11 protein-coding genes are annotated in these 15,033 nt (G+C 70.1%); 1 reads left to right on the top strand and 10 read right to left on the bottom strand.

The features are described 5' to 3' along the window. Positions 1-221: 221 nt before the first annotated feature. Positions 222-854, top strand: coding sequence for a YceI family protein (locus tag OG978_RS29075; RefSeq protein ID WP_326768046.1), 633 nt, complete (start codon positions 222-224; stop codon positions 852-854). Positions 855-962: 108 nt separating this feature from the next. Here OG978_RS29075 and OG978_RS29070 read toward each other — a convergent pair whose 3' ends face one another. The 10 genes from OG978_RS29070 to OG978_RS29025 form a co-directional block, all read right to left on the bottom strand. Continuing rightward, positions 963-1,976 (bottom strand): NAD(P)/FAD-dependent oxidoreductase, encoded by a 1,014-nt coding sequence (locus OG978_RS29070; RefSeq protein ID WP_326770200.1) that lies wholly within the window; start codon positions 1,974-1,976, stop codon positions 963-965. A gap of 94 nt (positions 1,977-2,070) precedes the next feature. Beyond that, positions 2,071-4,743 carry a SpoIIE family protein phosphatase gene (locus OG978_RS29065; protein WP_326768045.1) on the bottom strand — a complete coding sequence of 891 codons (2,673 nt, stop codon included), beginning with the start codon at positions 4,741-4,743 and terminating at the stop codon, positions 2,071-2,073. A 164-nt stretch (positions 4,744-4,907) separates the two neighbouring features. Continuing rightward, the gene (locus tag OG978_RS29060) at positions 4,908-6,290 is read right to left on the bottom strand and encodes a hypothetical protein (protein ID WP_326768044.1); all 1,383 of its coding nucleotides are present in this window, start codon (positions 6,288-6,290) and stop codon (positions 4,908-4,910) included. A 74-nt stretch (positions 6,291-6,364) separates the two neighbouring features. Continuing rightward, positions 6,365-7,807 carry a GH1 family beta-glucosidase gene (locus OG978_RS29055; RefSeq protein ID WP_326768043.1) on the bottom strand — a complete coding sequence of 481 codons (1,443 nt, stop codon included), beginning with the start codon at positions 7,805-7,807 and terminating at the stop codon, positions 6,365-6,367. Positions 7,808-7,854: 47 nt separating this feature from the next. Beyond that, positions 7,855-8,871: an ABC transporter ATP-binding protein gene (locus OG978_RS29050; RefSeq protein ID WP_326768042.1), complete on the bottom strand. Its 1,017-nt coding sequence runs from the start codon at positions 8,869-8,871 to the stop codon at positions 7,855-7,857. Continuing rightward, complete coding sequence (locus OG978_RS29045; protein WP_326768041.1) at positions 8,868-9,926, bottom strand: ABC transporter permease; 1,059 nt, start codon at positions 9,924-9,926, stop codon at positions 8,868-8,870. The genes OG978_RS29050 and OG978_RS29045 overlap by 4 nt, the downstream gene beginning before the upstream one ends. Before the next feature lie 3 nt (positions 9,927-9,929). Next, positions 9,930-10,910, bottom strand: coding sequence for an ABC transporter permease (locus OG978_RS29040; protein WP_326768040.1), 981 nt, complete (start codon positions 10,908-10,910; stop codon positions 9,930-9,932). Further along, positions 10,907-11,965 carry an ABC transporter ATP-binding protein gene (locus OG978_RS29035; protein WP_326768039.1) on the bottom strand — a complete coding sequence of 353 codons (1,059 nt, stop codon included), beginning with the start codon at positions 11,963-11,965 and terminating at the stop codon, positions 10,907-10,909. The genes OG978_RS29040 and OG978_RS29035 overlap by 4 nt, the downstream gene beginning before the upstream one ends. A gap of 33 nt (positions 11,966-11,998) precedes the next feature. After that, complete coding sequence (locus tag OG978_RS29030) at positions 11,999-13,684, bottom strand: ABC transporter substrate-binding protein (protein WP_326768038.1); 1,686 nt, start codon at positions 13,682-13,684, stop codon at positions 11,999-12,001. Positions 13,685-13,763: 79 nt separating this feature from the next. Continuing rightward, positions 13,764-14,738: a LacI family DNA-binding transcriptional regulator gene (locus OG978_RS29025; RefSeq protein ID WP_326768037.1), complete on the bottom strand. Its 975-nt coding sequence runs from the start codon at positions 14,736-14,738 to the stop codon at positions 13,764-13,766. Positions 14,739-15,033: the final 295 nt, after the last annotated feature.

Here is a 15,033-nt window from a genome sequence, read left to right as displayed (position 1 = left end):
GAGTTCTACGCGCGTCCGCCAGAGGGTGGCGGCAATGGCGGGCAGCAATTCGGCCGACGTTCGGTCGGTGTTCACGACACCCCATGAGCCAGATGTTGAATGTTGAACTAGATCGCGCTACAGTCAGTCTCGTTGAAGGTTAAACAACCACTTCGACACCTGCCCGACCCCCGCCCGATCACCGCTCGACCGCGCTCGATCACGTCCCCCGAGGAGGAGCCATGGCTCTGTTCAACCGCAAGAACAACAACGCCCCGTCCGCCACTGCCACCGCCACCGTCGCCCCCGCCGTGGACCCGGCCCTCGCCGCCCTCACCGGCGACTACGCGATCGACCCGGCCCACAGCAGCATCGGCTTCACCGTGCGCCACGCGATGGTCACCAATGTGCGCGGCACCTTCGGCGAGCACGAGGGCAGTCTGAAGCTGGACGGCTCCGACCCGGCGAACTCCGCCGCGTCGATCGACGTCAAGATCGCCAGCGTCGACACCGGCATCGCCGACCGCGACGGGCACCTGGTCAGCGGCGACTTCTTCGACGCCGAGAAGTTCCCGCTCATGACGTTCCGCTCCACGCAGGCCGAGCAGCTCGGCGGTGACAAGTACCGCGTCACCGGTGACCTCACCATCAAGGACGTCACGCGTCCGCTCTCCATCGACCTGGAGTTCAACGGCTCCGCCACCGACGTCTACGGCAACGAGCGGGTCGGCTTCGAGGGCAGCGCGGACATCCTGCGCTCCGACTGGGGCCTGACCTGGAACGCGGCGCTGGAGACGGGCGGCGTGATGGTCAGCGACAAGGTCAAGCTCAACTTCGACATCTCCGCGATCAAGTCCGCCGCGACCCAGGCCTGACGCGTTTCGCCATCTCACGCCTGAACCCGAGCGCGCCCGCCCTCTCCTCCCCCGCCGGGGAGGGAGGCGGGCGCTCGGCGTTGCCCCGACGGCGCGGAGCAGTCCCCGTCAGGCACGGCGGGCGGCGACCGCGCGGTTCACATCGTCGGTGATCAGGTCCGCGTTGATCGCCGCGGCGGCCTGCACTCCGGCAGCGGCCACGGCGATGACCTGCCCCTTCGGGTCGGCCACATTGCCGGCCACCCGGACGCCGGGCACGTCCGTCGCCCCGGCCGGGTCGGCGGAGACGTACGTACCGATCACCTCGCCACCCATCTTCTGTTCGGCCGTGGTCAGCCCCAGGCTCGCGAGGAAGTCCGCGCGGGCGGTGAAGCGGGGCTGCACCACGACGGCCTCGCGCGGGATCACCCGGCCGCCCGCCAGCCGCACCCCGGTGAGGCGGTCGTCCGCCACTTCGAGGCCGGCCACCTCGCCGTCGACCACGGCGATGCCGCGGGCGGCCAGCTGCTCGTACTCCTCGTCCGTGGGCTCGGGCCCAGTGTGGCGGAAGAGGGTGATGTCCTCGCTCCACTGGCGCCACATCAGTGCTTGGTGCACGGCCAGCGGGCCGGTGGACAGGACGCCGATCGGGCGGGAGGCGACCTCCCAGCCGTGGCAGTACGGGCAGTGCAGGACCTCGCGCCCCCACCGTTCGGCCACGCCCGGTACCGGGGGCAGTTCGTCGACGAGGCCGGTGGTCACCAGGAGCCGGCGCGCCACCACCGGGGGCCCGTCCTCCCGTACGACGCGGAATCCCGTGCCGTCGGGCAGCCGCTCGGCGGCCACCACGGCGTCCTGGACGACCTCTCCCCCGTAACGGGACACCTCGTCCCGGCCGGTGGCCAGCAGTTCCGAGGGCGGGATGCCGTCGTGTCCCAGGTAGCCGTGCATGTGCGAGGCGGGGGCGTTGCGCGGGTGCCCCGCGTCGAGCACGAGGACCGACCGGCGCGCCCTGGCCAGGGTCACGGCTCCGCTCAGTCCGGCGGCGCCGCCGCCGATCACCACCACGTCGTAGGGGCGGTCCGGGCCGCCGTCCCCGGTCGTCGCTTCTTCGCCGCTGTTCACGCTGCCGTCTCCGGTCATTTCGCTCATGAGGAGCACCTCCCTTTCACCGGAGAGCATCCGCGCGACAGTGCGATTTCGGCAAGCTTCGTTGCTGGAACAGCAAGCGACGCCTCTAGAAGGCGTTGTCTTCCGGTTCGCCGACCGTCTGCTCCGACCAGATGACCTTGCCCGTCTCGGTGTAGCGGGTGCCCCAGCGTTCGGCGAACTGGGCGACGAGGAACAGGCCCCGGCCGCCCTCGTCCGTCGTCGCCGCGTAGCGCAGATGCGGTGAGGTGCTGCTGCTGTCGGAGACCTCGCAGATCAGGTTGCGGTCGTACAGCAGGCGGACCCCGATGGGTGCCCCGCCGTACCGCACCGCGTTGGTGACCAGTTCGCTCAGGATCAGTTCGGTGGCGAACGCCTCCTCCTCCAGGCCCCGGTCGGTGAGCCACTGGGCGACGTTCTTGCGGACTCCGGCGACGGCCGCCGGATCGGTGGCCACGGCCCATTGCGCGACCTGGTCGGGATCGAGCGTGCGGGTGCGAGCCACGAGCAGGGCGACGTCGTCGTCCGGCTGATCGTGCAGCAGCGCGGCAAGCACGTCGTCGCAGGTCTCCTCCGGCGTCCGGTCGCGGCCGGCGAGAGCGTCGCGCAGCAGGTCGAGACCAGTGCCGATGTCCCGGTCCCGCCGCTCGACGAGACCGTCCGTGTAGAGGACCAGACGGCTCCCCTCGGGTACGTGGAACTCGGCCGCCTCGAAGGGCATGCCGCCGATGCCGAGGGGAACTCCGGTCGGGACCTCGGGGCACTCGACGGTGCCGTCGGGAAGGACCAGCACGGGCCCGGGGTGGCCAGCCCGCGCCACCGCGCAGTTCCCGGAGACCGCGTCGTAGACCGCGTACAGACAGGTGGCTCCGGCGATCTCGACATCACCGGCGTCGACTTCCTCCCGGTCGATCCGGCTGACCAGTTCATCGAGATGCCCGAGGAGTTCATCGGGCGCCGGGTCCAGCGAGGAGAAGTTGTGGACGCTGGTGCGCAGCCGCCCCATGGTGGCCGCGGCGTGCAGCCCGTGCCCGACCACGTCGCCGACGACCAGCGCCACCCGGGCGCCGGACAGCGGGATCACATCGAACCAGTCGCCTCCCACCCCCTCGTACGCCGGCAGATAGCGATGGGCGACATCGAGGGCGTTCTGCTCGGGCAGGCCACGGGGCAGCAGACTGCGCTGCAGCGTCACGGCCAGCGCGTGCTCCCGCGTGTAGCGGCGGGCGTTGTCCACACCCACCGCGGCTCGGGCCACCAGTTCCTCCGCGAAGGACAGGTCGTCGTCGTCGAACGGTTCCGAATCGCCCGAGCGCCAGAAGTTGGCCATGCCCAGAATCACGCCGCGCGCGTGCAGCGGCACCGACATGAGCGAGTGGAATCCCTGCACCCTGAGCCGCTCGGCCACGTCGAGATCCCAGTTCCGCCAGCCCAGCTTCGTGAATTCGCCCTTCAGGTCGGCATCGTCCCTGTGCACACGCATGGCCCGGGTCCTGTCGGGGACGAAGCCGACCAGGTGGCCGATCGGGTACAGCGGATGGTCCGCGCGGACCGCCGCGACGGCGGTGCGGCGCATCTCCAGCGTGGCGCCGTCCGGCGTGACCGGTTCGTCCCCTCTCAGTACGGGGTCGGCGAGGTCGACCGTCGCGGCGTCGGCGAATCCGGAGATCGCCACCTCCGTCAGCTCCTGCGCCGTCCGGGTCACATCGAGTGTGGTGCCGATCCGGGCACCGGCCTCGTACAGGAGCAGCAGTCGTTCGGTCGCGAATTCCGCCTGTCCCGTGACCGCGCGGAGTTCGGTGGTGTCCCGCAGGGTCACCACGGTGCCGGGCGGGCCGCCGTGCGTGTCGGTCGGACGGAGGTTGACGGCCAGCAGCCGGTTGCCGGCCCGCAGCAGCTCATCCGTGACGGTCCGGCCGGAGACGAACAGTTCCGCGGTACCCGGGTCCAGCCCGAGGTCCGTCACCGCTCGGCCCTCGGCGTCCGGGGGCAGGTCGAGGAGTCTGCGGGCCTCGTCGTTGGCCAGGGTCAGCCGGTCGGCCTCGACGATGAGGACACCCTCGCGGACCGCGTGCAGCACCGCGTCGTGGTGCTCGTACATCCGGGTCATCTCGGCGGGTTCGAGCCCGTGCGTCTGACGGCGCAGCCGTCTGCTCACAAGCGCCGCGCCACCCACCGTGAGCGTGAGGGCGGCCACCGCGGCGGCGATGCTCAACCGGATGGAACGATCGGCCACGCTGTCCACCGACCTGTCGGTGAGTCCGACGGCCACCAGGCCGACAACCGAACCGTCGGACCGGGTGACAGGCACCACTGCTTCGATCGAGGGCCCCAGGGTGCCGGAGCCGGTCTGGGTGAAGCCCTTACCGGTCAGCGCCTCCTTGTACGGGCCGATGAAGTGCTTGCCGATCAGCGCGGGGTTCGGGTGGGTATAGCGGATAGCCCGGGGGCTGGTCACGACGACGTAATCGACATCGGCCTCCTTGCGGACCTCCTCCGCGCGTGGCTGCAGGATCGCGGTGGGGTTCTTGCTGTCCAGCGCCTGCACGATCCCCGGCGAGTCGGCGAATGTCTGGGCCACGCTCAGTGCGCGGGTCCGGGCCTCGTGCAGGCCGACGCTGCGGCCCTGCACCACCAGCGCGATCGCAGCGCCGGCGATGAGCAGCATGACGAGCGCGAGCACGAAGCAGAACACCTGACCGGCCACGGTACGCACACTGAACAGCGACAGCAGTTCGCGGCCCACGGAGCGGTGGGGCATATGCCGGTCGGGCGGCGCGGGGGCGGCTTGGCCCGAGCGCCCCCCATCGTGCCGATGTGTCCGCCGGACGGAGCGTAGCAGCCGCGCCCGGAATCGGCCGATACCAGACATAACATCAGGTCTAGCATGAATCGCACCTGCCCGGGAGGTTACTGGTCAGCGGCTCAGAACCCGCCCCCGTCGAATCCTCCGCCGCCCCCGAAGTCGCCTCCTCCGAAGCCTCCGCCGTCGAATCCCGACGAGTCGAAGTCGGACCCGGAGAAGTCGCCGCCGCTCCAGTCCCCGCCGGAGCCGAAGTCGCCGCCGCCGTACTCCGCCGCGTACGCGGGGCTCGACAGCATGGAGCCGAGCATCGTGCCGACGAGCAGGCCGGGGAGCAGGCCGCCGCCGAAGTAGCCGCCCGCCCACGGACCGTATGCCGGGCCCGCCTCCCAGTACGGGCGGCGGCCGTCGCCCGTGTCGACGGTGCGGCTCAGCGGTTCGTCGCCCGCGCGCAGCCGGACCTCGTCCGCCGCGCAGACCGGGACCTCGCGGGCCGTGCCACCGGACGGGGACCACCGGACGTCGGCGACCGAGGGGCCGTGGCGCGGGTCGAAGAAGCACGGCGGGCGGCGGGCCGGCAGTTCGCCGCCGGTGCGGCGGGCCTCCAGGACGGCCAGGGAGAAGCGGCCGTCCTCCAGGACCTGGGTGACCCCGCGCACGTCGGAGGGATGCCGGGCCCTGTCCATACGGGTCTTCGCGCTCTCGTAGGAGTCGAGTGCCCGCTCGTAGTCCGCGCGCATGGTGTCGTCGGCGCCCGGCTCGGCCGGGTGGAAGTCGAGCCGGTCCAGGGTTTCGCCGTACGCGGTGATGTCCTCGTCCACAACGACCCGGAGCTTGTCGAGTGCGGCCCGCTCCTCGGTCTCCTTGCGCTTGCGGTTGCGGCGGACGAGCGTGTAGGCCGTGCCGCCGGCCAGCACCAGGATCACGCCGAACGTGATCAGCCCGACGGCGGACGACGATCCGCCACCTCCGGACGAGCCGCCCCAGGAGGCGGGGGCGCTGCCCCGGGCCTGCTCGACGGCCCGGTCGACGAAGGCGTTCAGCTGCGTCGCGGCGTCGGTGTCCGCGCCGGGCGTCTTCACCGCGGTGGTGAGGTTGTGGACCGCTCGGGTGGACATCACCTGGGGGTCGGCGCCCGCGTCGAAGCCGTTGCCGAGGCGGACCGCGTAGACGCCGGTGATTCCGGTGTCGGTGCGCAGGGTGCTCAGCAGGGTCTTCGCGGGGAAGGCGGAGGTCTGTGGCAGTACCGCCACGAACACGGGCTTGTCGGCGTCCTTGATCTTCTTCGTCAGGGCGGCGGCCTGGCCCGGTGAGAGCTGGTCGGACGCTGCCGGGTCGACGTAGACCGGGCTCTTGCGCAGCGCCTGCGCGACGTCGTCGACGGTGGACGCGGCGACGGTGGACGCTCCGGTCGGTGCGGGCGCGCCGGGCGCCATGCCGAGGACGGCCGCTGCCAGGATCAGCAGCAGGCCGACCAGCAACGTCGGGAACAGCCTGTTCCGCATACTTCGAAGTTAACCCGAATGGGTGCGGTGTGCGACAGCCGCCGCGCGCGGTGCACACCGGCTCCGGGCGATGCTCACTGGTTCCGGGTGAGACGGATGGTGTCGCGGTACCACTTGGCGCTGTCCTTGAGCGTCCGCTCCTGTGTGCCGTAGTCGACGCGGACGATGCCGAACCGCTTGTCGTAGCCGTAGGACCACTCGAAGTTGTCCATCAGCGACCAGGCGAAGTAGCCCCGGACATCGGCCCCCGCGGCACGGGCCGCGGCGACGGCGGCGATGTGGTCGGCGAGATAGGTGGTGCGGTCGGCGTCGTGGATCTGCCCGTCCTCGGAGACGGTGTCGTCGAACGCGGCACCGTTCTCGGTGACGACCGTCGGGACGCCGTACTCCTTCTCCAGGCCCACCAGCAGGTCGGTGAGGGCGGTGGGGGTGATCTCCCAGTCCATCGCGGTACGCGGCAGGTCGCGCTCCACGCCGCGGGTGACGGGCAGCCCGTCGGCGTCGGCCGGGGAGCCCTCTTCCGTGACGCCGGAGAAGAGGGTGCCGCGATAGAAGTTGACGCCGAGGACGTCGATCGGGGTGGAGATGACGGCCAGGTCGCCCTCCAGGACCGGGAGTTCGGCGTTGTGCACCGCGAGGTCGGCGACGACGTCCTCGGGGTAGACGCCCTTGACGAGCGGGTCCAGGTAGAGGCGGCGGCCCATCCCGTCGGCGCGGCGGCAGGCCTCGGCGTCCTCGGGACTGCCGGTCTCGGGTGTGGCGGTGCCGAGGTTGAGCGTGATGCCGAGTTCGAGTTCGTTGCCGCGGGCGGCGGCCGTCTCGCGGATGTACCGCGCGGCGAGGCCGTGGCCGAGGAGCAGATGGTGGACGGCCTTGATCGCGTCGCCGAAGTCCTGCCGGCCGGGCGCCTGGTTGCCGTACGCGTAACCGAGCATGGCCGAGCACCACGGCTCGTTCAGCGTGGTCCAGTGCTTCACCCGGTCGCCGAGCGCGTCGTACGCGAGCGCGGCGTACTCGGCGAAGCGGTGGGCGGTGTCACGGGCCGGCCAGCCGCCCCCCGCGGTGGAGCCGCCGGCGTCGCCGGTCTCCAGCTCCTGCGGGAGGTCCCAGTGGTAGAGGGTGATCCAGGGGGTGATGTCCCTGGCCTCCAGCTCGTCCAGCAGGCGCTTGTAGAAGTCCAGCCCCTTTGCGTTGGCCGGGCCGCGCCCGCCCGGCTGGATGCGTGGCCAGGACAGCGAGAACCGGTACGTGTCGACGCCCAGGTCCGCGATGAGCCGCACGTCCTCGGGCATCCGGTGGTAATGGTCGCAGGCCACATCGCCGTTCTCGCCGCGGACGACCATGCCGGGCACCCGGCAGTAGGTGTCCCAGATGGACGGGGTCCGGCCGTCCTCGGCGGCGGCGCCCTCGATCTGGTACGCGGCGGTGGCGACGCCCCAGCGGAAGTCGGCGGGCAGGCCGGGGACGGCCGAGGCGGTGATCTCGCGCGCGTATTCCTTGGGGGTGGTGATGTTCATGGGTCTCCGTAAGTTGTCGGGTGGGGCCTACTAGGGCCGGACAGGCCCTAGCGGGGGGCCGGGGTCGCCTGGGCCCGCCGGTGGAGCCAGCAGGCCACCGTGCGCGACTCGTCCCCGTCCGGCACGGCGAGCACCGGGACATGGGTGGCGCAGGTGTCGAGCGCCTTGTCGCAGCGGGGGTGGAAGGCGCAGCCGACCGGCATCGCGGACAGGTGCGGGGGTGAGCCGGGGATGCCGGTGAGTTCGCGGCGGGCGCCGTGCAGTGCGGGGAAGGAGTGCAGCAGCCCGTCGCTGTAGGGGTGGCGGGGGTCCCGGTAGATCGCGGAGGCTTCCGCCTCCTCGACGATCCGGCCGCCGTACATGATCGCGATCCGGTCCGAGAACTCGATCAGCAGCGAGATGTCGTGGGTGATGAAGACGACCGAGAATCCCAATTCCTCGCGGAGTCTGATCAGTTGGCGCAGGATCTGGCGCTGCATGACGACGTCCAGGGCCGTCGTCGGTTCGTCCATGATGACGATCTCGGGCTCCAGCGCGAGCGCCATCGCGATCATCACGCGCTGGCGCATCCCGCCGGAGAGCTGGTGCGGGTAGGCAGTGAGCCGGTCGGCGGAGATGCCGACGAGTTCCAGCAACTCCCGGGCGCGGGCCGTGCGTTCGGGACGCTTCATCCCCGGGCGGTGTGCCCGGAGTACGTCGGTGAGCTGGCTGTGGACGGTGTGCACCGGGTTGAGCGAGTTCATCGCGCCCTGGAACACGATCGACAGCTCCTGCCAGCGGAAGGCCCTCAGCCCGTCGGCCGACAGGGCCAGCAGGTCGAGCGCCTCGCCGTCCCGCCGGTAGTAGTGGACCTCGCCGCCCGTGATCACCCCGGGCGGCGACAGCAGCCGGGTCACGGCGTACGCGAGGGTCGACTTGCCGGAACCGGACTCGCCCGCCAGGCCCAGGACTTCGCCCCGGTGCAGGGTGAGGTCGATGTCGCGCAGCGCGTGCACGGCGCCGTCCCCGGTCCCGTAGTCCACGTTCAGCCCGCGGACGGTCAGGACGGGCTCGCTGCTGCTCATGAGCGGGGCTCCTTGTCGTGCGTACCGCGTGCCACGGATGCTCGTGCCACGGGTGCAGGCGTCACGGGTGCAGGCGTCACGGATGCGCGTGCCACGGGGGTGAATCCGACCCGCATCCGGACCTTCCCGGACGCGCCGGTCTCCGTACGCAGGCGCGGATTGACGAACTCGTCGATGCCGAAGTTGATCAGGGCGAGCGACATGCCGAGCAGGGCGATGCAGAGCCCGGCGGGGACGAACCACCACCACGCGCCCTGGGCCAGGGCCTGGTTGGACTGCGCCCAGAACAGGACGGTCCCCCAGTTCCAGTCGGAGATGTCGGCGACACCGATGAAGGCGAGGGTGATCTCGGAGAGGATCGCGAAGATGACGGTGCCGACGAAGCCGGAGGCGATGACGGCGGTCAGGTTGGGGAGCACCTCGAAGAGGATGATCCGCCAGGTCGACTCACCGGTGGCGCGGGCCGCCTCGACGTAGTCCCGGCGCCGCAGCGAGAGCGTCTGGGCGCGCAGCACCCGGGCTCCCCACGCCCAGGAGGTGAGGGCGATGACGGCGGCGATGAGCAGGTCGCCCGCGTCGGAGACGAAGCTGGCGATGATGATGATCAGCGGCAGTCCCGGGATGACCAGGAAGACGTTGGAGAGCAGCGAGAGCAGCTCGTCGGCCGTGCCGCCGAGGAAGCCGGCGCTGACCCCGATCAGTACGGAGAGGACCGTCGCGAGTATCCCGGCGACGAAGCCGACGACCAGGACTCCGCGGGTGCCGACGAGGATCTGCGAGAGCACGTCCTGACCGGTCTGTGTGGTGCCGAACCAGTGTGCGCCTGACGGTGGTTGGAGGAGTTGATCGCTCATGGTGTCGGGGTCGTACGGGGCGATCCACGGTCCGACGACCGCGATCACGACGAAGAAGGCGAGGATCCCGAGGCCGATGACGGTCTTGCGGCCGCGCAGGAAGCGCAGCCTGCGCCTGCTGGGCGCCGGGGCCCCGGCGGGGTCGGTCCCGGCCGGGTCGGTGGCCTCGACCTCGGCGGTGGTGACGGAAGCGGTGTCCATGGACTAGGCCTCCCTTCGGGTACGGGGGTCGAGGACCATGTAGATGACATCGGCGAGTAGGTTCGCCGCGAGGACGGAGAGCGTGATGATGAGGAAGACGCCCTGCATCAGGGGGTAGTCCTTGGCGCCGACGCCCTGGAAGAGCTGGTATCCGATGCCGGGGTAGGAGAAGACCATCTCCACCAGCAGCGTGCCGCCGACGATGAAGCCCAGCGAGAGGGCGAAGCCGGAGATGTTGGGGAGGATCGCGTTGCGCGCCGCGTACCCGAACATCACCCGGCGCTCGGAGAGCCCCTTGGCCTGGGCGACCATGACGTAGTCCTCGGAGGACACCGTCACCATCATGTTCCGCATGCCGAGGATCCAGCCGGCCACGGCGCTGAGCACGATGGTGAGGCCGGGCAGCGCCCCGTGGTAGAGCGCGCTGGAGATGAACGGCCAGTCGAAGGCGGGCACGAGCGCACTGTCGTAACCCCCGGCGGCCGGGAAGAGCGGCCACTTCACGGCGAACAGCGCGATGGCGATGAGGCCCAGCCAGAAGTACGGGATGGCCGAGATGAAGGTGGTGACGGGCAGCAGGCTGTCCATCCAGGAGCCGCGCCGCCACCCGGTGAAGACCCCGATGCCGGTGCCGAGCAGGAAGCTGATCAGCGTGGTGATGCCGACGAGTGCGAGCGTCCACGGCAGCGACTGGGCGATCACCTCGCTGACCGGCGTCGGGAAGAAGGTGAAGGAGAGCCCGAGGTCGCCGTCGAGCAGATGCGACCAGTAGTCGGTGTACTGCTGCCAGAGCGACTGGTGCTTGTCGAGTCCGAAGAGCGCCTTGAGCGAATTGACGGCGTCGGTGTCGAGCTGGCCCTGGAAACGGGCGAGCAGTGCCTGGACCGGGTCGCCCGGCATCATGCGCGGGATCAGGAAGTTGATGGTGATCGCGGCCCAGGCGGTGACCAGGTAGAAGGCGAGCCGTTGCAGCAGATATTTCACGCCGCGGTCTCCTTCCGGGGCCCGTGGTCGGCCTTCGCGCCGTCCGCGTACAGCCAGCAGGCCGCCCACTGGCCGTCTGCGAGATCGAAACGGGGCGGCGCTTCGGTGCGGCAGCGCTCCATGGCCTTCGGGCAACGGGGGTGGAAGCGGCAGCCGGCGGGCGGTGCGATGAGCGAGGGCGGTTCGCCGCTGCCGGTCTCCTCCTGCTCCGCCTCGGCGACCACCCGGTCCGGGTCGGGCGCCGAGGCGATGAGGAGCTGGGTGTAGGGGTGGGCGGGGCGTTGGGTGACGGTCTCGCTGTCACCGCCCTCGACGATCCGGCCCGCGTACATCACCAGCGTCGTGTCCGCGAAGTAGCGGGCCGACGCGATGTCATGGGTGATGTAGAGGATCGCGAGGCGCAGCCGGTCCTTGAGGTCCTTCAGCAGGTTGAGCACGCCCAGCCGGATCGAGACGTCCAGCATCGAGACGGGCTCGTCGGCGAGCAGGACCTGGGGATCGGCGCCGAGTGCGCGGGCGATGGCCACGCGCTGGCGCTGTCCCCCGGACAGCTCGTGCGGGAACCTGTCCAGGTACTGGTGCGCGGGAGTCAGCTGGACACGGTTCAGCAGAGCGGTCAGGTTCTGTTCCAGCTCCGCCTCGCCGCTGCCCGCCCGGCCGTGGATCCGCAGTGCCCGGGTGAGGTGGTAGCGAACGGTGTGCACCGGGTTCAGCGAGGCGAACGGGTCCTGGAAGACGATCTGGACCCGGCGTACGTAGGCGCGGAAGGACCGGCCCCGTCCGGCCTTCACGGCTGTGCCGTCCAGCCGGATCTCGCCCCCGGTGAGCGGATACAGCTGGGCGAGCAGTCTGGCCACGGTGGACTTCCCGGAGCCCGACTCCCCCACCAGCGCCGTGACGGTGCCGCACCGGAGTTCCAGCGAGACATCGTCGACGGCGTGGACGGTGCGGCGTCTGCCCGTGACGAGGTCGCGTCCGGTGCGGCGTACGGGGAAGTGCTTGGTGACTGAGCGCGCTTCGAGCACGACATGGTTCTGTGCGGGCTGTTTCGACATGGCCGGTCCCTGTGTCCCGTATCCCCTAATCCCTTATCCCTGGCTCTGCTTGGCGGGCTGGAGCTTCAGCACGATCTGCAGCGCGGACGGCTGGGTGTGCTGCGGCGGGGCGTACGGGTCGGCCTCGGTGGGCCAGCCCACCCAGTTCTTCGTGGAGTACTCGGCTCCGATGGGGGCGGCGGCCGTCGGGATCACCGGCGCCTGCTCGACCATGATCTTCTGGAGGGTGTTCATGGCCTCGGTCCGGGCGGAGTCCTCGGTGGCATTGGCGAAGTCCTTGAGCGCCGCAGTCGCCTCGTCGCTCTTGAAGCGGCCGAAGTTGCCTTGCTGGGACGCCTTGCCGACGGGCTGGAGCAGCGCGCCGTCCATGATGTTCTGGTACATGTCGTACGGGGTGGCGCCGCTGTTGGTCCAGTGCAGGGTGGCGTCGAAGTTGCCGTTGGCGACGTCCGCGCCCCAGGCCTCCGCGGTCTGCGTCTTGACCTTGGCCTCGATGCCGAGCTGCTTGACGTTGTCCTTGATGATCGCGAGACCGGTGATGTAGTCGTTCCAGCCGGCCGGGTCGGTGAAGGTGAGCTTCACCGGCTTGCCGCCCGGGTCCTTCAGTACGCCGCCGCTGAGCGTGAACCCGGCGTCGGCGAGGATCTCCTTGGCGCCCGCCACGTCCGGTGCGGTGGTGGCGCTCTTGTACTCGGGCGCGAGGAAGGACTCACCTGCGGGCAGCGGGATGCCCGTCGGGTTGGTGATCTCCGGGTAGAGCGTGGCCTCGGCCTGGGTGTGGATCGCCTTGCGGTCGACGACCATCGCCATGGCCTTGCGCAGCGCCGGGCTGTCGAAGGGCTTGCGGGCGGTGTTGAACCACAGTCCGTGGATGCCGAGCCCGGAGGGGAACCACAGCTTGTGGTTCTCGGGGTCCTTGCTGATGAACAGCTGCTTGTAGTTCGGCATGAAGACGAACGACCACTCGACCTTGCCGTTCGCGAGCGCCGTGGTCGCGGCGCTGTTGTCGTTGTACGCGGTGTAGCGCAGCTCCTTGACCTTGGTCGCGCCCTTCCAGTACGTGGGCGTGGCGGTCAGTGTGGTGGTCTGCGGGGTGAACGTCTTGAGCTTGTACGGGCCCGAGCCGACGGGTGTGCGGTTGGGCCAGGTCTCGGGGTTCTTGACGCCTTCCCAGATGTGCTTGGGCACGATGAACTGCTGGATGATCTTGTTCTGGTTGACGTACTGGGACTCCTTGAAGGTCAGCACGACCTGCTTGCCCCGCACCGCGACCCCGTCGAACGGGATGCCGTTCCAGTTGAGCGCCGTGTGCTTCTTGAGCAGGTCGAAGGTGTACGCGACGTCGTCGGCGGTCAGCGGCTTGCCGTCGGCCCACTTGGCCTTGGGGTCGAGGGTGAAGGTGACCTTGGTGAAGTTGGCCTCCCACTTCCAGTCGGTCGCCAGCCACGGGGCGGCCTTGTCCGCGGGCCGGACCTGGTTCGTCATGGCGAGGGGCTCGTAGATCATGTAGCGGTAGCCGAGCGTGGCGCCCGCCGAGGTGTTCAGGAACGGGTTGCTGTTGTCGGTCTGCGGCCCGTCCGGCTTGCCCAGGGTCAGTACGCCGGAGGCGCCGCCCCCTTTGTTGGCACCCGAGTTGGCGGACGAGCAACCGGCGGCGAGCGCGACCACGGCGGTGGCGATCGAGAGCGCTCTCAACGTGGCGTGACGTCGTGCGGACATGGCAACTCCAAGAGGGACTGCGGTCTGGAAGATCCGGAGGGTACGGAGGAGCAGTCGGCCGCGGGCTCCGGCCGGACCGCTACGGCGCCGAGTGGCGCACGACCAGTTCGGTGGGCAGTACGACCGGTGCGTCGGGCACGGGCGTGCCGCCGAGGTGGGAGAGCAGCATCCGTGCGGCCGTCTCGCCCATCCGCCGGGTGGGCTGGCGCACGGTGGTCAGGGGTGGTTCGGTGTGCTCGGCCATCGGGATGTCGTCGAAGCCGACCACGGCGATGTCGCCCGGCACCGACCGCCCGGCCGCGCGCAAGGCCCGCAGCACGCCCGCCGCGCAGATGTCGTTGTGCGCGAAGACAGAGTCGAACTCCACGCCGGAGGCGATGAGTTGCTCAACGCCCCGCCGGCCGCTGCGTTCGGTGAAGTCCCCGTGGACGACGAGATCGGTGGGCAGGACCGTACGGAATCCGTCCAGCCGGTCACGTACGCAACCGAAGTGCTGCGGACCCGTGATGACCAGGGGTCTGCTGCGTCCGGCGGCCAGCAGATGCCGGGCGGCACTCGCACCTCCTTCGCGATTGGTGGTCACGACGGAGGGGAACTCGGGGTGGTGGCCGCGGTCGTCGATCAGCACGATCGGCAGACCGTCACGGTGCAGCGCGGTGAGGTGGTCGAGGGTGTTCTCGGGTTCGACGACCAGGAGCCCGTCGAAGGCGCGCGCCGACACCTGGCCGGTGAAGCGCTGCACGGACTCGGCACCGCGGTTGCAGGTGAAGAGCAGCAGCCCGTAGTCGGCGGCCTCGACGGTGTCCACGACGCCCTGGAGCACTTCGCCCATCCACGGCCAGGTGAGCGAGGGCACCAGCATGCCGACCGTACGGCTGCTGCCACGGGCCAGTCCGACGGCACCCGAGCTGGGTACGTAGCCGAGCTGTGCGATCACTTCACGAACGCGGGCGGCCGTGGAACCGCCCACTTCGCCCTTGGTGTTGATGACCCGCGACACGGTCGTCTTGCTGACGCCGGCCACACGGGCGACATCGGCGATGGTGACGCGCATCGGGGCCTCCGGGGCAAGGCGTGACTACGGAGACGGAACCGGTTCCGGAACCGGTACCGGCGTTGCGGCGTGAGTTAACCCCGCCGGAACAGTGCCGTCAATACTTCACGCCGACATTGGTCCGTACCCATCTCCCGTACAGGCAGGACGCGTTGTGCGTTCAGCTCCTGAACGCGAACGCCGCTCGCCGCCGCACTCGTGGCCCGTCGCGCAACGTTCACCGTGACGGGGTCGGCCGCGGTCGGATTCCGCGCGAGTGGTCGCGATCGATGTGATCCACATCGATCGCGACGGC

Source organism: Streptomyces sp. NBC_01591 (assembly GCF_035918155.1).
GTDB lineage: Bacteria > Actinomycetota > Actinomycetes > Streptomycetales > Streptomycetaceae > Streptomyces.
Note: the sequence above shows the minus strand (reverse complement) of the source record. Positions and strands in the feature narration are given on the sequence as shown.